Here is a 17,641-nt window from a genome sequence, read left to right as displayed (position 1 = left end):
ATCATTAAGAGAATTGAAGAACAACTTGTGTGGATTTTTACTGATTGATTAATCGAAATAATTTTCATTGATTGATTGGTTTAAATTACTCGAAGTTTATTTGAGCGAAATTTAAGTCAGTAATTGATGAGCCAGAATTGGCACCTTGTCTATAAATAAGGTGCAAAATGATTTTAACTGAAGAGTTTGATCATGGCTCAGATTGAACGCTGGCGGCAGGCTTAACACATGCAAGTCGAGCGGGGGAAGGTAGCTTGCTACTGGACCTAGCGGCGGACGGGTGAGTAATGCTTAGGAATCTGCCTATTAGTGGGGGACAACATCTCGAAAGGGATGCTAATACCGCATACGTCCTACGGGAGAAAGCAGGGGATCTTCGGACCTTGCGCTAATAGATGAGCCTAAGTCGGATTAGCTAGTTGGTGGGGTAAAGGCCTACCAAGGCGACGATCTGTAGCGGGTCTGAGAGGATGATCCGCCACACTGGGACTGAGACACGGCCCAGACTCCTACGGGAGGCAGCAGTGGGGAATATTGGACAATGGGCGCAAGCCTGATCCAGCCATGCCGCGTGTGTGAAGAAGGCCTTATGGTTGTAAAGCACTTTAAGCGAGGAGGAGGCTACTTTAGATAATACCTAGAGATAGTGGACGTTACTCGCAGAATAAGCACCGGCTAACTCTGTGCCAGCAGCCGCGGTAATACAGAGGGTGCAAGCGTTAATCGGATTTACTGGGCGTAAAGCGCGCGTAGGCGGCTAATTAAGTCAAATGTGAAATCCCCGAGCTTAACTTGGGAATTGCATTCGATACTGGTTAGCTAGAGTGTGGGAGAGGATGGTAGAATTCCAGGTGTAGCGGTGAAATGCGTAGAGATCTGGAGGAATACCGATGGCGAAGGCAGCCATCTGGCCTAACACTGACGCTGAGGTGCGAAAGCATGGGGAGCAAACAGGATTAGATACCCTGGTAGTCCATGCCGTAAACGATGTCTACTAGCCGTTGGGGCCTTTGAGGCTTTAGTGGCGCAGCTAACGCGATAAGTAGACCGCCTGGGGAGTACGGTCGCAAGACTAAAACTCAAATGAATTGACGGGGGCCCGCACAAGCGGTGGAGCATGTGGTTTAATTCGATGCAACGCGAAGAACCTTACCTGGCCTTGACATAGTAAGAACTTTCCAGAGATGGATTGGTGCCTTCGGGAACTTACATACAGGTGCTGCATGGCTGTCGTCAGCTCGTGTCGTGAGATGTTGGGTTAAGTCCCGCAACGAGCGCAACCCTTTTCCTTATTTGCCAGCGAGTAATGTCGGGAACTTTAAGGATACTGCCAGTGACAAACTGGAGGAAGGCGGGGACGACGTCAAGTCATCATGGCCCTTACGGCCAGGGCTACACACGTGCTACAATGGTCGGTACAAAGGGTTGCTACACAGCGATGTGATGCTAATCTCAAAAAGCCGATCGTAGTCCGGATTGGAGTCTGCAACTCGACTCCATGAAGTCGGAATCGCTAGTAATCGCGGATCAGAATGCCGCGGTGAATACGTTCCCGGGCCTTGTACACACCGCCCGTCACACCATGGGAGTTTGTTGCACCAGAAGTAGCTAGCCTAACTGCAAAGAGGGCGGTTACCACGGTGTGGCCGATGACTGGGGTGAAGTCGTAACAAGGTAGCCGTAGGGGAACCTGCGGCTGGATCACCTCCTTAACGAAAGATTGACGATTGGTAAGAATCCACAACAAGTTGTTCTTCATAGATGTATCTGAGGGTCTGTAGCTCAGTTGGTTAGAGCACACGCTTGATAAGCGTGGGGTCACAAGTTCAAGTCTTGTCAGACCCACCATGACTTTGACTGGTTAAAGTTATAGATAAAAGATACATGACTGATGATGTAAGCTGGGGACTTAGCTTAGTTGGTAGAGCGCCTGCTTTGCACGCAGGAGGTCAGGAGTTCGACTCTCCTAGTCTCCACCAGAACTTAAGATAAGTTCGGATTACAGAAATTAGTAAATAGAGATTTCGGTCTTGGTTTATTAACTTCTGTGATTTAAGTATCACGGTATTAAGCATGACCTGACGAAGGCGTGTTTATTCATTAACAGATTGGCAAAATTGAGTCTGAAATAAATTGTTCACTCAAGAGTTTAGATTAAGCAATTAATCTGAATGAATTGAGAACTAGCAAATTAACTGAATCAAGCGTTTTGGTATATGAATTTAGATTGAAGCTGTACAGTGTTTAAATACACAGTGCTCTAAACTGAAATGTTGAAGTTACTAACTTGTAGGTAACGTCGACTGTTTGGGGTTGTATAGTCAAGTAATTAAGTGCATGTGGTGGATGCCTTGGCAGTCAGAGGCGATGAAAGACGTGATAGCCTGCGAAAAGCTCCGGGGAGGCGGCAAATATCCTTTGATCCGGAGATGTCTGAATGGGGGAACCCACCTACTTTAAGGTAGGTATTGCAACATGAATACATAGTGTTGCAAGGCGAACGAGGGGAAGTGAAACATCTCAGTACCCTTAGGAAAAGAAATCAATTGAGATTCCCTCAGTAGCGGCGAGCGAACGGGGATCAGCCCATTAAGTTATGTGTGTTTTAGTGGAACGCTCTGGGAAGTGCGAACGTAGAGGGTGATATTCCCGTACACGAAAGGGCACACATAATGATGACGAGTAGGGCGAGGCACGTGAAACCTTGTCTGAATATGGGGGGACCATCCTCCAAGGCTAAATACTCCTGACTGACCGATAGTGAACCAGTACCGTGAGGGAAAGGCGAAAAGAACCCCTGTGAGGGGAGTGAAATAGATCCTGAAACCGCATGCATACAAGCAGTGGGAGCACCTTCGTGGTGTGACTGCGTACCTTTTGTATAATGGGTCAGCGACTTATATTCAGTAGCGAGGTTAACCGTATAGGGGAGCCGTAGAGAAATCGAGTCTTAATAGGGCGTTTAGTTGCTGGGTATAGACCCGAAACCAGGCGATCTATCCATGAGCAGGTTGAAGGTTGGGTAACACTAACTGGAGGACCGAACCCACTGTCGTTGAAAAGCCAGGGGATGACTTGTGGATAGGGGTGAAAGGCTAATCAAGCCTGGTGATAGCTGGTTCTCCCCGAAAGCTATTTAGGTAGCGCCTCGGACGAATACCATAGGGGGTAGAGCACTGTTTCGGCTAGGGGGTCATCCCGACTTACCAAACCGATGCAAACTCCGAATACCTATGAGTACTATCCGGGAGACAGACTGCGGGTGCTAACGTCCGTAGTCAAGAGGAAAACAATCCAGACCGCCAGCTAAGGCCCCAAAATCATAGTTAAGTGGGAAACGATGTGGGAAGGCATAGACAGCTAGGAGGTTGGCTTAGAAGCAGCCACCCTTTAAAGAAAGCGTAATAGCTCACTAGTCGAGTCGGCCTGCGCGGAAGATGTAACGGGGCTAAAACTATGTGCCGAAGCTGCGGATTTGACATTAGTCAAGTGGTAGGGGAGCGTTCTGTAAGCCGATGAAGGTGTATTGAGAAGTATGCTGGAGGTATCAGAAGTGCGAATGCTGACGTGAGTAACGACAAAACGGGTGAAAAACCCGTTCGCCGAAAGACCAAGGGTTCCAGTCCAACGTTAATCGGGGCTGGGTGAGTCGACCCCTAAGGCGAGGCCGAAAGGCGTAGTCGATGGGAAATTGGTTAATATTCCAATACTTCTGTGTAATGCGATGAGAGGACGGAGAAGGTTAAGTCAGCCTGGCGTTGGTTGTCCAGGTGGAAGGATGTAGGTATGTATCTTAGGCAAATCCGGGGTACTCTATACTGAGATCCGATAGCAAGCTGTACTTGTACAGCGAAGTGGCTGATACCATGCTTCCAGGAAAAGTCTCTAAGCTTCAGTTACACAGGAATCGTACCCGAAACCGACACAGGTGGTCAGGTCGAGTAGACCAAGGCGCTTGAGAGAACTCTGCTGAAGGAACTAGGCAAAATGGTACCGTAACTTCGGGAGAAGGTACGCTGTTGTTGGTGATGGAACTTGCTTCCTGAGCTGATGACAGCCGCAGAAACCAGGCCGCTGCAACTGTTTATTAAAAACATAGCACTCTGCAAACACGAAAGTGGACGTATAGGGTGTGATGCCTGCCCGGTGCTGGAAGGTTAATTGATGGGGTTAGCGTAAGCGAAGCTCTTGATCGAAGCCCCAGTAAACGGCGGCCGTAACTATAACGGTCCTAAGGTAGCGAAATTCCTTGTCGGGTAAGTTCCGACCTGCACGAATGGCATAATGATGGCGGCGCTGTCTCCAGCAGAGGCTCAGTGAAATCGAAATCGCTGTGAAGATGCAGTGTACCCGCGGCTAGACGGAAAGACCCCGTGAACCTTTACTGCAGCTTGACACTGAACTTTGACCTTACTTGTGTAGGATAGGTGGGAGGCTTTGAAGTTGGAACGCTAGTTCCAATGGAGCCGTCCTTGAAATACCACCCTGGTAATGTTGAGGTTCTAACTCTGTCCCGTTATCCGGGACGAGGACCGTGTCTGGTGGGTAGTTTGACTGGGGCGGTCTCCTCCTAAAGAGTAACGGAGGAGTACGAAGGTGCGCTCAGCGTGGTCGGAAATCACGCGTAGAGTATAAAGGCAAAAGCGCGCTTAACTGCGAGACCCACAAGTCGAGCAGGTACGAAAGTAGGTCTTAGTGATCTGGTGGTTCTGTATGGAAGGGCCATCGCTCAACGGATAAAAGGTACTCTGGGGATAACAGGCTGATACCGCCCAAGAGTTCATATCGACGGCGGTGTTTGGCACCTCGATGTCGGCTCATCTCATCCTGGGGCTGAAGCAGGTCCCAAGGGTATGGCTGTTCGCCATTTAAAGAGGTACGCGAGCTGGGTTTAGAACGTCGTGAGACAGTTCGGTCCCTATCTACCGTGGGCGCTGGAAATTTGAGAGGATCTGCTCCTAGTACGAGAGGACCAGAGTGGATGAACCTCTGGTGTACCGGTTGTGACGCCAGTCGCATCGCCGGGTAGCTATGTTCGGAAGGGATAACCGCTGAAAGCATCTAAGCGGGAAGCCTACCTCAAGATAAGATTTCCCTAGGAATTTATTCCTCTAAAGAGCCGTTCGAGACTAGGACGTTGATAGGTTGGATGTGGAAGCATAGTGATATGTGAAGCTGACCAATACTAATTGCTCGTGAGGCTTGACTATACAACACCCAAGCAGTTGTATATGAAGCATCAATCGATTCATAAATCTACAAACAAACTTGATTTAGTTATACCTCTAGCTAAAATGAACAGATAAAGTAAGATTCAATCAGCCCAGTCTGTTACAGATTTGGAAAACGCTTCGGCAGTCAATAAGACCAAAGCAAGTATCCATAACAGTTGTGCTGGCGACCATAGCAAGAGTGAACCACCTGATCCCTTCCCGAACTCAGAAGTGAAACCTCTTAGCGCTGATGGTAGTGTGGGATTACCCATGTGAGAGTAAGTCATCGCCAGCTCATTATTCCAAACACCCCCAACCAACAGTTGGGGGTGTTTTTTATTGCGCAGGGATTTTATCTCCAATGCTTTAGATATTAAATTTAATTCAATTTATAAAAAAATAAAGCTAATCTAAAATTATTCACCTAATTAGAAATTTAATATGTATATGCAATGGATTTTAGTTAAAACTTTTTCATTTCCTTATGAGGCACAAATTGCAAAGACTCAATTAGAGGCTTTTGGAATTCCTGTTCGTATTGAAAATGAACATACAATTAACATGGACTGGTTTTATTCAAATGCATTGGGTGGAGTACGATTATTAGTACTAGAAAAAGACCTCAATGATGCGAAAACACTTCTTGAAAAAGATTTTAGTGAAGACTTAGAGCAAGAGTTTGGAAAAAATAAAGAACGATGTCCTAACTGCGGAAGTTATGATATTGAACCTTACACAAAAAGAAAAAAATCAGCCTTTATGGCTCTCATGTTCTTAGGTTTACCTTTATTTTCTTTTAAAAATGGTAATAGATGTAAACAATGCCAATATTTTTGGAACTAATAATTATCTATTATCTTAATTTATTAAAGTTTTTATAAAGAGAAGGCCAAAATCTAAAATAAGATTAAAAATTGAACTAAACGGCAGAATATTATAAAACTATAAAAAATTACAAATAGGGAAAATGAAATGGAATATAAAGGAAGTTGTCATTGTGGTCAGGTAAAGTTTGCCGCGGAAGGTGAGCTAACAGAAGTTTTATCTTGCAATTGTTCCATTTGCCAAAAGAAAGGGTCTTTACTTTGGTTCCTGCCGACTAATCAGGTTACCGTTACTTTAGATTCTCCTGATATTTTAGCGAATTACACTTTTAACAAGCATGTGATTAATCATCATTTCTGTAAAAATTGCGGTATTCATCCCTATGCTCAAGGTATAGATGCCCAAGGTAATTCCATCTTTGCGATTAATATTCGATGTATAGATGATATTGATTTAGAAAAGATAAAAATAAATTATTTTGATGGACGTTCTGTTTAATAACTATAAGGATTATTCAATGATGACTAAAAAACAATTATCTTTAAAACAACGAGATACATTGCTTGAATTATTAAAAAATAGATTTGAAAAGAATATACATCGACATAAAGAAATTGATTGGACGAATGTGCGAGCTAAACTCATTGAGTCTCCAGACAAACTATGGGCATTGCAGGAAATGGAAAATACAGGAGGAGAGCCGGATGTTATTGCTTATGACCAGCAGAAAGATGAATATTTGTTTATAGATTTCTCTGTTGAGTCACCGAAAGGTCGTAGAAGCCTTTGCTATGATCGAGAAGCCTTAGAATCTAGAAAAGATCATCCTCCTAAAAATAGCGCCATAGACTTAGTCCAAGAAATAGGGGCTGAACTCCTAACAGAAGAGCAATATCACCAATTACAACAGCTCGGGGAGTTTGATCTAAAAACGTCAAGCTGGCTTGCTACTCCAGAGGAAATCCGAAAATTAGGAGGAGCTCTTTTTGCGGACCGTCGTTATGGTCGAGTCTTCATCTATCACAATGGAGCCCAGTCATATTATGCAGCTCGTGGTTTTCGCTGCTGTTTAAGGGTATAGGTCTTGTGAATCAACTCGATCGTTTGGATTTGATATTTTATGCCAAGAAAATGGAGATTCTTGCAACTTTTGACTGATGGTAAACATGACAAGATATGTTCTGGAATTAAATAAAAACATCAGGACATTTCTAAAAATGCAGCTCAATCCAATTTACTATAATGAACAACATATAGCTTTTGCCGATAATGTTCGTAGATTTGTACAAAAAGAAATGGCACCTTTCGTTAATGAATGGGATGAGGCTGAGACATTCCCAAGAGAACTTTATAAAAAGGCTGCCGAAATTGGATTATTGGGTCTAGGTTTTTCAGAAGAATATGGTGGTATTCCAGATGCAGATCCATTCTATTCATTACTCGCTGGTATTGAAATGGCAAAGGCGGGTTCTGGCGGAGTACATACTTCACTCATGGTGCATACAATTGGTGCCCCTCCAATTCAACATTTTGGAAGTGAGGAATTAAAGGCTAGAGTCCTCCCAGAGATTATTTCCGGTGAAAAAATTTCTGCTTTAGCGATTACAGAACCTAGTGGTGGTTCAGATGTTGCTGCATTACAAACTAAAGCTGTTCGGGAAGGGGGTTATTATATTGTCTCAGGTGAGAAGACCTTTATTACATCGGGAATTCGTGCAGACTATTATACAGTTGCAGTGCGTACTGATCCGACAAAAACGGGTGCAGAAGGCATTTCAATGTTACTCATTGATGCACATAGTGAAGGTATTACTAAAACGCCTTTAAAGAAAATGGGGTGGTGGGCTTCGGATACGGCTCATTTGCATTTTGACCAAGTACGAGTACCTGCATCAAATCTACTTGGCAAAGAAAATGCCGGTTTTAAAGTTATTATGAATAACTTTAATATGGAGCGCTTTTTCTTAGGAGTAGTCGCTTATGGCTATGCATTAGTCTGTTATGAAGAAGCTTTAGAGTGGGCGCAGCAACGTAAAACTTTTGGTAAGCGATTAATTGATCATCAAGTGGTACGTCATAAATTGGTAGATATGGCAACGCAATTAACCACAACACGGGCATTACTTGAAGAAACAGCTTGGAAAATGACTCAGCCAAAGTTACAAGGGCCTGAGTTAGTGGCTCAAATTTCAATGCTTAAAAATGTTGCGACTCGTACTATGCAATTTTGTGCTGATGCTGCTGTACAAACGTTAGGTGGTATGGGCTTTATGCGTGGTACCAAGTCGGAACGTATTTACCGTGAAGTGAAGGTCAATATGATTGGTGGTGGTGCTGAAGAAATTATGAAAGATTTAATTAGTAAACAGCTGGGTTATTAATTCTTACAAGGTGGTCGTTGAGCCACCTTTTTTCATTTCAAAGCCATCTCCAAGACCATTTCAGTTAACTCATCAATTTTGACTTTGCCTTCAGACTTATACCAAGTTACAGTCCATGATATTGCACCACCAATTAATCTTCGCCAAATAAAGGCATCATGTTTTACCTTGCCTTGTGTGCGTAAATTTTCAATGACGTCGAGCCAGATTTGCTCATATTCATTACGCATTTTTAACAGGTAATTTTGCTTTTCTTTTGACAGAGCAAACCATTCATAAACCAACACAGCCATGGCTGCACCTGTATCGCCAGTAATTGAAATAAGCTCAGCTTTAATAAGGGCTCGTAATTGTTGTTCTGGATCATTAGATTGATGTGCTGCCTCTTCTAAACGAGCAAGATTGTAAATAATGGTTTCCTCCATTACATGAGCGAGGATGTCATCTTTACTTTTAAAGTGATGAAATAAACTTCCCGATTGAATTCCAATAAATTGAGCAAGTTCACGTACAGTCGTTTTGTCATAGCCTTGCTTGTGAAATAAATAGGCAGCCCCCCGTAATAAACGACCACGTGGGCTATCGTCAAAGCAAGAAATATTTGGAATTTGTTCAATTGAAGTAGCAATCATGTCTTCAGTTTGTTCCCTTATCTAAAAATCCATAACGGAAATTTCTTTAAATTTCATCACATTTCAGATTGATTTCTGAATTTGGAAGATTTGGTCAACATCACAATAACATTTTGCGCTTTACAAACCAAGCGCTTGCTTGGTAATGTTGAGGCTGATTTTTAGACAAAATAATGAGAAATAGAATGGCAAATAATCAGCAGGATGATCATCGAGTCGTAAAAATAGGTTGTGCCTCTGGGTTTTGGGGAGATACCAATACTGCCGCTTTTCAGTTAGTGCATTTGACCGATATTAATTATTTGGTTTTTGATTATTTGTCTGAGATTACCATGTCGATTATGGCAAAAGCGAAGATGGTAGAACCGAAACATGGTTACGCTTTAGACTTTGTCAGCCGAGTCATGGCACCCTTACTAAAAAAAATTGCTGAAAAAAAGATTAAAGTGATTAGTAATGCCGGTGGTGTTAATCCATTAGCTTGTCGGGATGCCTTACAAAAAATTATTAAAGAGTATGGTCTAGATCTGAAAGTGGCTGTGGTGTTAGGTGATGATCTTTTGCCAAAACATGAGCAGTTAAAATCACAGAATATTCAAGAAATGTTTAGCGGAGAAGCTTTGCCTGAACAGGTAGCGAGCAGTAATGCTTATTTAGGCGCGGTTGCTATTCGTGACGCCTTAGACTTAGGTGCCGATATTGTGATTACGGGTCGGGTGGTTGACTCTGCTGTGGTGCTTGCGCCCTTGCTTCATGAATATCAATGGTCGCTCGATGATTATGACAAATTGGCGCAAGGTTCGTTAGCAGGTCATGTCATTGAATGTGGTGCTCAATGTACGGGTGGTAATTTTACCGACTGGCAATTGGTGCAGGGCTTCGACAATATGGGCTTTCCAGTGGTTGAAGTGAGTGAGGATGGCTCATTTATTGTAACTAAGCCTCAAGGTACAGGTGGTCTGGTTTCTACTGCTACAGTTGCAGAGCAAATTGTTTATGAAATAGGTAATCCTCAAGCATATTTACTACCCGATGTAATTGCTGATTTCAGCCACGTGCATTTAGAGCAAGTCGGAGAGCACCGAGTTCGTGTAACGGGTGCAAAAGGACAAGCTCCGACTAGACAATATAAAGTCAGCGCGACCTATCCTGATGGTTATCGGGTTTTAGTGAGTTTCTTAATTGTAGGTCGTGAGGCACCACAAAAAGCCCAAGTTATTGCTGATGCGATTTTGACTAAGTGCGAACGTGTTTTAGCAATGCGCTCAGTGCCGCCATTTAGTGAAAAGTCTGTTGAAATTTTAGGTATTGAAAGTACTTATGGCGAACATGCCCAAGCATTAAATAGTCGTGAAGTGGTGGTCAAAATAGCTGTAAAACACATGTTTAAAGAAGCATGTATGTTCTTTGCATCTGAAATTGCACAAGCTTCAACAGGTATGGCTCCAGCCTTGGCAGGAATTGTTGGAGGCCGCCCAAAAGCATCTCCAGTGATTAAGTTATTTTCATTTTTAATAGATAAAAATCAGGTAAGTGTCGAAATCGATTTTGAAGGCAAACGTTACCCAGTTGAGATTCCACAAGGGGGTTCTACAGAGCAATTGCCTACTTTAAAGGCAGGTGAAAATGCAGTTTATCAAGGAGATGAAATTGAAGTTCCTTTGATTGAAATAGCGCATGCCCGCAGTGGCGATAAAGGCAATCATAGCAATATCGGCGTGATTGCACGTAAAGCAGACTATTTACCTTGGATTCGTGCAGCACTAACTGAACAGACTGTTGCAAGCTATATGCAACATGTCTTGGATGCTGAGAAAGGGCGAGTAATTCGTTATGAGTTACCAGGTTTAAATGCACTGAATTTTATGTTGGAGAATGCCTTAGGCGGTGGTGGTGTTGCAAGCTTACGTATTGATCCGCAAGGTAAAGCATTTGCCCAACAGTTATTGGATATGCCTGTTAAAGTTCCGGCACATCTTTTAGAAAAATAAAATGAATGGATGAAACAAAGATGAGTTATCAATCAATTTTTAGACCAGATGCTTTCGCCAATAAAGTCATTATTGTGACAGGTGGTGGCTCTGGAATAGGGCGCTGTACTGCACATGAGCTTGCAGCCCTTGGCGCTCAAGTAGTGATTACAGGACGCAAAATTGAAAAATTAGAGAAAGTAAGCCAAGAAATTATAGAAGATGGTGGTTTAGTTCATTTCATTGTTTGTGATAACCGTGAAGAAGAACAAGTGAAAAATATGATTGCCGAAGTGATAGAGAAATTCGGCAAACTCGATGGTTTGGTAAATAATGCAGGCGGCCAGTTCCCCTCAGCTTTAGAGAATATTTCGGCGAATGGTTTCGATGCAGTCGTGCGTAATAATTTACACGCAACGTTCTATTTAATGCGTGAAGCTTATAACCAATGGATGGCTAAACATGGTGGCAGTATTGTCAATATGACTGCTGATATGTGGGGCGGCATGCCCGGAATGGGACATTCTGGTGCTGCGCGTTCGGGGGTTGATAACTTAACTAAAACAGCATCGGTTGAGTGGGGGAAATCTGGCGTTCGTGTAAATGCGGTTGCACCGGGGTGGATTGTGTCATCCGGTATGGATAATTATAGCGGTGATTTTGCCAAAGTGATTATTCCAAGTCTTGCTGGCAATGTACCGCTAAAACGTATGGGAACTGAATCAGAAGTTTCATCGGCGATTTGTTATTTACTGTCAGATGCTGCGGCTTTTGTGTCAGGTGTAACTTTGCGTATTGATGGCGCTGCATCGCAAGGGACACGCATGTATCCACTAGCCGAAGCGACAAATAGTCAGTCTTATAATGGTTTCCATCGCGCGTTTATTCCTGAAATTTTTAAAAAAGATAAGACTGAGAAAGCCGAACAAAACAATAGTTTAGGTTTGGAGTGAGGAATAAAAAAATGACCATTCTCCAATCCGAAATTGCTGTTGGTAGTGAACAGTATCAAAAAAATAAAGAGGCACTACTTGCTCAGCTGAGTGAAGTCCGTGCAATTCAGCAAAAAAGCATTGATAAATCATATGCTGCTAAACCGAAATTCGATAAAAAGGGCAAGATTCTGCCGCATGAGCGTGTGCGGTTATTACTCGATGCTGATTCTCCTTTTGTTGAGCTTTGTGGTTTGGTTGGCTACAACATGCATGATGACAAAGATGGTTCCGAAGCAGGTGGTGGAGTAATTGCCGGCATTGGTTTTGTTAGTGGTGTGCGTTGTCTAGTTTCTGCAAGTAATAGTGCAATTAAGGGCGGGACCATGTCTCCTATGGGCGTACAAAAAACTTTGCGTTTACAAAAAATTGCCTTAGAACAAAAACTCGCGCTGATTACGCTGACCGAAAGTGGGGGCGCTAACTTAAATTATGCTGCTGAAGTATTTACCTATGGTGGTATGACCTTTGCCAATCAGGCACGTTTGTCTGCAGCAGGTATTCCCCAACTTGCAGTGGTGCATGGTAATGCAACGGCAGGTGGTGCTTATCAACCAGGTCTTTCAGATTATGTCATTGTAGTACGCAAACAAACCGAGATGCTTCTTGCAGGTCCCCCTTTACTCTTGGCTGCCACTGGCGAAGTGGCAACAGCTGAAGAGTTGGGCGGGGCAGAAATGCATGCGCAGGTTGCCGGAACAGCAGAATACTTAGCAGAAAATGATGCCGATGGGATTCGACTTGCGCGTGAAATTTTTGAACACCTGAACTGGAAAGAGCAAATCAAACCAGTTGATGTGACCTATAAAGAGCCTCGTTACGATACCGAGGAACTATTGGGTGTTATCCCAAGTGATCCTAAACAACCATTTGATATGAAAGAAGTGGTTGCCCGCATTATTGACGATTCAGATTTTCTAGAATTTAAGCAGGAATATGATGATTTAACGGTATGTGGCTGGGCAAAAATTGGAGGCTTGCATATCGGTATTATTACCAATAATGGTCCGATTACCCCTCAAGGGGCAGCAAAAGCAGCTCAGTTTATTCACTTATGTGAACAGACTAACCGCTCCTTATTGTTCTTACATAACACTACTGGCTTTATGGTGGGAACCGATGCCGAGCAAAATGGCATTATTAAGCATGGCTCAAAACTGATTCAAGCAGTTGCCAATTGTACTGTACCTAAAATTTCAATCGTTGTGGCAGGGGCATATGGTGCGGGGAACTACGCAATGTGTGGTCGGAGTTTATCGCCAGATTTTATTTTTGCATGGCCAAATTCGCATGTTGCTGTAATGGGGGCTGCACAGGCTGGAAAGGTACTGCGTATTGTTGCTGAAGGAAAACAAAAAGCCTCCGGTCAGGAACCGAATCCGCAAATGCTCGATTTTCTTGAGCAAAGTACGGCCATGAAATTAGAGCAGCAATCTACCGCGCTTTTCAATACGGCTATGCTTCATGACGATGGCATTATTGACCCGAGAGATACCCGAAAATTATTAATTTTCCTTTTACAAACCATTTATGAAGCACAGCAACGTGAGTTGAATCCGACCCGTTTTGGTGTGTCCCGTTTTTAATCAACCTTTACCGTAATTAAAAAAATTAATAGGAAGAACACCATGAAATTTACTGCCGAACATGAAGCATTACGTCGTACAGCGCGTCAATTTGTTGAAAATGAGCTGAATCCACATATTCCAGAATGGGAAGAAGCAGGACGTTTCCCGATCCACGATGTATTTAAAAAGATGGGTGATCTTGGCCTATTGGGGATTTGTAAGCCTGAGGAAAATGGTGGTCTGGCTTTAGATTACTCTTATAACTTGGTTGTTGCTGAAGAAATTGGACGAGCAGCTTGTGGCGGTGTGCCTCTAGCCATTGGTGTACAAACCGATATGGCAACACCTGCTTTGGCGCGTTTTGGTAGTAAAGAATTACGCGATGAGTTTTTAACACTAGCCATTGCTGGGGAATATGTTGCCTCAATTGCGGTATCAGAAGTGCATGCTGGTTCGGATGTTGCTGCTATTAAAACGACTGCTAAAAAAGATGGCGATGACTATGTCATTAACGGCAGCAAAATGTGGATTACCAACTCACTGCAGGCTGATTTCTTCTGCCTTTTAGCCAATACATCTGACGATAAACCACACGTCAACAAGTCGATGATTATTGTGCCAGCAAAAACTAAAGGAATTAGTTTTTCAGAGCCACTTAATAAATTAGGGATGCGTTCAACGACCACAGCGCAGGTTTATTTAGACAATGTACGTGTACCACAGCGTAACTTAGTGGGTGTCGAAGGCATGGGCTTCATGATGCAAATGATGCAATTTCAGGAAGAGCGTCTATGGGCTTGTGCCAATGCCATTGGCGGGGTGGAAAATTTAATCCAAAAGACTATCGCCTATACCAAAGAGCGTACGACATTTGGTCAGCCACTTATTAATAACCAATATATTCACTTCCGCTTTGCTGAACTCATGACTGAAATAGAAGCACTTAAAGCATTAACCTACCAAGCGTGTGAACAGCATATTGCAGGTGAAGATGTGACCAAGCTGGCATCTATGGCAAAACTCAAAGCTGGACGTTTAACTCGTGAAGTTGCTGATAGCTGTCTGCAATATTGGGGTGGCAATGGCTTTATGTGGGATAACCCAGCCTCACAGCTGTATCGTGACGGACGTTTAGGCTCTATTGGCGGTGGTGCAGATGAGATTATGCTGGGGATTATCTGTAAGTTGATGGATATCTTGCCAAAAAAACAAAAATAAGGAATCAGCCATGACACTTTCAGCATCGCTTCAAGCTTTAGATATTGATGACAGTATTCAATTAGAACAAGACGGCAGTATTTTATATCTCTGGTTAAACCGACCGGAGAGCCGTAATGCCATGAACTTGAATATGGTTAATGCAATACAGCAAGTTTTTACTGCCATTCGTAATGACCTTTCAATTCGTGCAGTCATCATTCGTGGTGAAGGTGGGACTTTTTGCGCAGGTGGTGACATTAAAGACATGGCTGCTTTACGCGTTGAAGCAACTAAGGTGGGTAGCCTACAACCTTACGCTGACTTTAACCGTCGTTTTGGAGCCATGCTTGAGCAAGTTGAAGCTGCACCACAGACTGTTGTGGTCATTTTAGAAGGTGCAGTGTTAGGTGGTGGTTTTGGGCTGGCATGTGTTTCTGATGTTGCCATTAGTCGTGACAATGCGCAGTTTGGTTTACCTGAAACTGGGCTTGGTGTGATTCCTGCTCAAATTGCTCCTTTTGTGGTGAAACGTATTGGCCTGACTCAAGCACGCCGACTTGCTTTACTCGGCATGCGTTTTGAAGGGCATACGGCACTGAGTGTCGGTGTGGTTCATCAAATTGCACATAATGAAATTGAACTTGAACAAGCTTTAGAGGAAACCATTCAACACATTAAACGAGCAGCTCCTCAAGCTTCGCGTGTGACCAAAGCATTGTTACATCGAACACTCAATGAGCCTTTAAATAAATTGCTCAATGATGCAGCTCAGCAGTTTGCCCAAGCGGTTGGTGGAGCTGAAGGTCAAGAAGGAACGATGGCTTTTATCCAGAAAAGGTTACCAAATTGGGCCGATGAGTCATAAAAGATAAGGATAAAAAAATAATGAAATTTTCAAAAATACTGGTTGCCAATCGTGGTGAAATTGCAGTTCGGGTGATGCAAACAGCCAAGGCAATGGGTTACCAAACTGTCGCAGTTTATTCCGATGCAGACCGTAATGCCCGTCATGTGCAAGAAGCAGATGAAGCTGTTTACATTGGGGCATCTAAAGTATCGGAGTCTTATCTTTCCATTGCTAAAATTATCGAAGCCTGCAAAAAAACAGGGGCAGATGCTGTTCATCCCGGTTATGGTTTTTTGTCAGAAAATACTGATTTTGCTCAGGCATGTATCGACAACCAGATTACATTTATTGGACCTACCGCTTCTGCAATTGAGTTAATGGGCAGTAAACGCCTTTCAAAAATTGCCATGATTGAGGCGGGCGTCCCTTGTGTGCCGGGTTATGAAGGTGACCGACAAGATCTCGAATATTTAGCAACTCAAGCTGAGCAGATTGGCTTTCCAATTATGGTCAAAGCTTCTGCGGGTGGCGGCGGTCGTGGCATGCGTTTGGTACAACAAGCATCTGAATTGGTTGAGGCGTTGCAAACTGCACGTTCAGAAGCTGAAAATGCTTTTGGTTCGGGGGAGCTTATTTTAGAAAAAGCAGTTATTGCTCCGCGTCATGTCGAAATTCAGGTTTTTGGTGATACTCACGGCAATTATGTGTATTTGTTTGAGCGTGATTGTTCGATCCAACGTCGCCATCAAAAAGTAGTTGAAGAGGCGCCGTGTCCTGTCATGACGCCTGAACTACGTCAGCAAATGGGTGAGGCAGCTGTAGCAGCGGCAAGAGCATGTGCCTATGTCGGTGCTGGGACAGTTGAGTTTTTGCTTGATGCATCGGGTGCATTTTACTTTTTGGAGATGAATACCCGTTTGCAGGTAGAACATCCGGTCACTGAGCTTATTACAGGATTGGACTTGGTTGAATGGCAGTTACGTGTGGCGAATGGTGAGCATTTACCTTTAAAGCAACAGGAATTGACCTTAAATGGACATGCGATCGAAGTGCGCTTGTATGCAGAAGACCCACGTCAGGATTTCTTACCACAAACAGGAAAGGTTTTACGCTGGAAGCCTGCAACTTTGCCAAATGTGCGAATCGATCATGGCATGTTGGCAACTGATGAAGTCAGTCCATTTTACGATCCGATGGTAGCAAAGGTGATTGCATATGGGAAAACCCGTCAGGATGCGATTCGCTTACTGGCTCGTGCAGTTGATGATTGTGTTTTACTGGGAGTGAACAGTAATAAACAGTTCTTGGTCAATTTACTACGCCATCCAGTTGTTGTTACAGGGGATACCAATACTGCATTCATCCAACAGCATTTCCAAAATGATCCGAGCTTACATCATCAAGTTTTATCTTTAGAAACTTTAGCGATTGCTGCGGCATTATTTAGCCAAAATAAAGTTACTGCGGTGTGGCAAACCGGGCTTGGTGTGCCATTACCGTTAAAATTACAAATTGCCGATCAGCAAATTCAATTGCAGGTTTCATCTGTCAATAATACATTTACGGTACAGTTCTGTGATCAATCAGTTTGTATTGATGTGCTTGAGAGAACGTCAGAGCAACTAGTTTATTTAATTGATGGTGTTCGTCGCCGTGTGCAGTATGTATTAGATAGTGATCAACTTTATCTAGACCGAGATAACGGCAATATTGTGATACGCAATGTGACCTATACTGCGCCAGAAGCTACTGATGTTGCCGGAGATGGCAAAATTCGTGCACCAATGGATGGTGCTGTGGTTAATATTCTGGTGAATAAAGGCGATCAAGTGGTGAAAGGTCAGACCCTACTTGTGCTTGAAGCTATGAAAATCCAGCAGCAGATTAAAGCTGATGTAGATGGTGTAGTTGAAGATGTATTAGGGCAACAGGGTCAACAAGTCAAAAAACGGCAAATGCTATTTACTATTCAAACTTAATTGAAAAATACCGCTCTTATTGGGCGGTATTTTT

General features: G+C 43.4%; 11 protein-coding genes, 2 tRNA genes and 3 rRNA genes. 15 read left to right on the top strand and 1 reads right to left on the bottom strand.

The window, feature by feature from the left end; all coding sequences use genetic code 11:
• Nucleotides 1-174 precede the first annotated feature (174 nt).
• The 9 genes from J678_RS21675 to J678_RS21635 all read left to right on the top strand — a co-directional run bounded on the left by J678_RS21675 (nt 175) and on the right by J678_RS21635 (nt 8,419).
• A 16S ribosomal RNA gene (locus J678_RS21675) occupies nt 175-1,712 on the top strand.
• Between the two features lie 59 nt (nt 1,713-1,771).
• Nucleotides 1,772-1,848: transfer RNA gene (locus J678_RS21670), tRNA-Ile, on the top strand.
• 55 nt (nt 1,849-1,903) lie between these two features.
• Nucleotides 1,904-1,979 (top strand) — tRNA-Ala (locus tag J678_RS21665).
• A gap of 340 nt (nt 1,980-2,319) precedes the next feature.
• Nucleotides 2,320-5,210: ribosomal RNA gene (locus tag J678_RS21660) — 23S ribosomal RNA — on the top strand.
• Nucleotides 5,211-5,393: 183 nt separating this feature from the next.
• A 5S ribosomal RNA gene (rrf, locus tag J678_RS21655) occupies nt 5,394-5,508 on the top strand.
• Together the 16S, 23S and 5S rRNA genes with 2 tRNA genes alongside form the textbook arrangement of a ribosomal RNA operon.
• Nucleotides 5,509-5,660: 152 nt before the next feature.
• Nucleotides 5,661-6,056, top strand: a complete 396-nt coding sequence (locus J678_RS21650) for a DUF2007 domain-containing protein (RefSeq protein WP_031956471.1) — start codon at nt 5,661-5,663, stop codon at nt 6,054-6,056.
• 129 nt (nt 6,057-6,185) lie between these two features.
• The gene (locus J678_RS21645) at nt 6,186-6,536 is read left to right on the top strand and encodes a GFA family protein (RefSeq protein ID WP_031956470.1); all 351 of its coding nucleotides are present in this window, start codon (nt 6,186-6,188) and stop codon (nt 6,534-6,536) included.
• 19 nt (nt 6,537-6,555) lie between these two features.
• Nucleotides 6,556-7,119, top strand: a complete 564-nt coding sequence (locus tag J678_RS21640) for a DUF4256 domain-containing protein (RefSeq protein WP_031956469.1) — start codon at nt 6,556-6,558, stop codon at nt 7,117-7,119.
• Nucleotides 7,120-7,255: 136 nt separating this feature from the next.
• Nucleotides 7,256-8,419, top strand: a complete 1,164-nt coding sequence (locus J678_RS21635; protein WP_031956468.1) for an acyl-CoA dehydrogenase family protein — start codon at nt 7,256-7,258, stop codon at nt 8,417-8,419.
• A gap of 32 nt (nt 8,420-8,451) precedes the next feature.
• On the opposite strand, the gene J678_RS21630 is transcribed toward J678_RS21635, so the two are convergent.
• Nucleotides 8,452-9,051: a TetR/AcrR family transcriptional regulator gene (locus tag J678_RS21630; protein WP_031956465.1), complete on the bottom strand. Its 600-nt coding sequence runs from the start codon at nt 9,049-9,051 to the stop codon at nt 8,452-8,454.
• 185 nt (nt 9,052-9,236) lie between these two features.
• Between J678_RS21630 and J678_RS21625 the strand changes: the two genes are divergently transcribed.
• Genes J678_RS21625 through J678_RS21600 form a run of 6 tightly spaced genes read left to right on the top strand, consistent with a single transcriptional unit; the run spans nt 9,237 to nt 17,607 of the window.
• Nucleotides 9,237-11,042, top strand: coding sequence for an acyclic terpene utilization AtuA family protein (locus J678_RS21625; RefSeq protein WP_031956464.1), 1,806 nt, complete (start codon nt 9,237-9,239; stop codon nt 11,040-11,042).
• 20 nt (nt 11,043-11,062) lie between these two features.
• Nucleotides 11,063-11,974: an SDR family oxidoreductase gene (locus J678_RS21620; protein ID WP_031956461.1), complete on the top strand. Its 912-nt coding sequence runs from the start codon at nt 11,063-11,065 to the stop codon at nt 11,972-11,974.
• An 11-nt stretch (nt 11,975-11,985) separates the two neighbouring features.
• Entirely contained in the window at nt 11,986-13,599 is a 1,614-nt protein-coding gene (locus tag J678_RS21615; protein ID WP_032027512.1) for an acyl-CoA carboxylase subunit beta, read from the top strand.
• 42 nt (nt 13,600-13,641) lie between these two features.
• Nucleotides 13,642-14,799 (top strand): acyl-CoA dehydrogenase family protein, encoded by a 1,158-nt coding sequence (locus J678_RS21610; RefSeq protein ID WP_031956456.1) that lies wholly within the window; start codon nt 13,642-13,644, stop codon nt 14,797-14,799.
• A 10-nt stretch (nt 14,800-14,809) separates the two neighbouring features.
• Nucleotides 14,810-15,646: an enoyl-CoA hydratase/isomerase family protein gene (locus J678_RS21605; RefSeq protein WP_031956455.1), complete on the top strand. Its 837-nt coding sequence runs from the start codon at nt 14,810-14,812 to the stop codon at nt 15,644-15,646.
• Nucleotides 15,647-15,666: 20 nt separating this feature from the next.
• Nucleotides 15,667-17,607: an acetyl/propionyl/methylcrotonyl-CoA carboxylase subunit alpha gene (locus J678_RS21600; RefSeq protein WP_032027511.1), complete on the top strand. Its 1,941-nt coding sequence runs from the start codon at nt 15,667-15,669 to the stop codon at nt 17,605-17,607.
• The last annotated feature ends 34 nt before the right edge of the window (nt 17,608-17,641 follow it).

The sequence above is a fragment of the Acinetobacter sp. 1424608 genome, from assembly GCF_000588255.1.
GTDB lineage: Bacteria > Pseudomonadota > Gammaproteobacteria > Pseudomonadales > Moraxellaceae > Acinetobacter > Acinetobacter nosocomialis.
This window is presented reverse-complemented; position numbering and strand designations above follow the sequence as displayed.

Bases quoted from the DNA above. Each gene is read 5' to 3' on its own strand.
- J678_RS21650 (WP_031956471.1), top strand. From the start codon at position 5,661: ATGCAATGGATTTTAGTTAAAACTTTTTCATTTCCTTATGAGGCACAA.
- J678_RS21645 (WP_031956470.1), top strand. From the start codon at position 6,186: ATGGAATATAAAGGAAGTTGTCATTGTGGTCAGGTAAAGTTTGCCGCG.
- J678_RS21640 (WP_031956469.1), top strand. From the start codon at position 6,556: ATGATGACTAAAAAACAATTATCTTTAAAACAACGAGATACATTGCTT.
- J678_RS21635 (WP_031956468.1), top strand. From the start codon at position 7,256: ATGCAGCTCAATCCAATTTACTATAATGAACAACATATAGCTTTTGCC.
- J678_RS21630 (WP_031956465.1), bottom strand. From the start codon at position 9,051: ATGATTGCTACTTCAATTGAACAAATTCCAAATATTTCTTGCTTTGAC.
- J678_RS21625 (WP_031956464.1), top strand. From the start codon at position 9,237: ATGGCAAATAATCAGCAGGATGATCATCGAGTCGTAAAAATAGGTTGT.
- J678_RS21620 (WP_031956461.1), top strand. From the start codon at position 11,063: ATGAGTTATCAATCAATTTTTAGACCAGATGCTTTCGCCAATAAAGTC.
- J678_RS21615 (WP_032027512.1), top strand. From the start codon at position 11,986: ATGACCATTCTCCAATCCGAAATTGCTGTTGGTAGTGAACAGTATCAA.
- J678_RS21610 (WP_031956456.1), top strand. From the start codon at position 13,642: ATGAAATTTACTGCCGAACATGAAGCATTACGTCGTACAGCGCGTCAA.
- J678_RS21605 (WP_031956455.1), top strand. From the start codon at position 14,810: ATGACACTTTCAGCATCGCTTCAAGCTTTAGATATTGATGACAGTATT.
- J678_RS21600 (WP_032027511.1), top strand. From the start codon at position 15,667: ATGAAATTTTCAAAAATACTGGTTGCCAATCGTGGTGAAATTGCAGTT.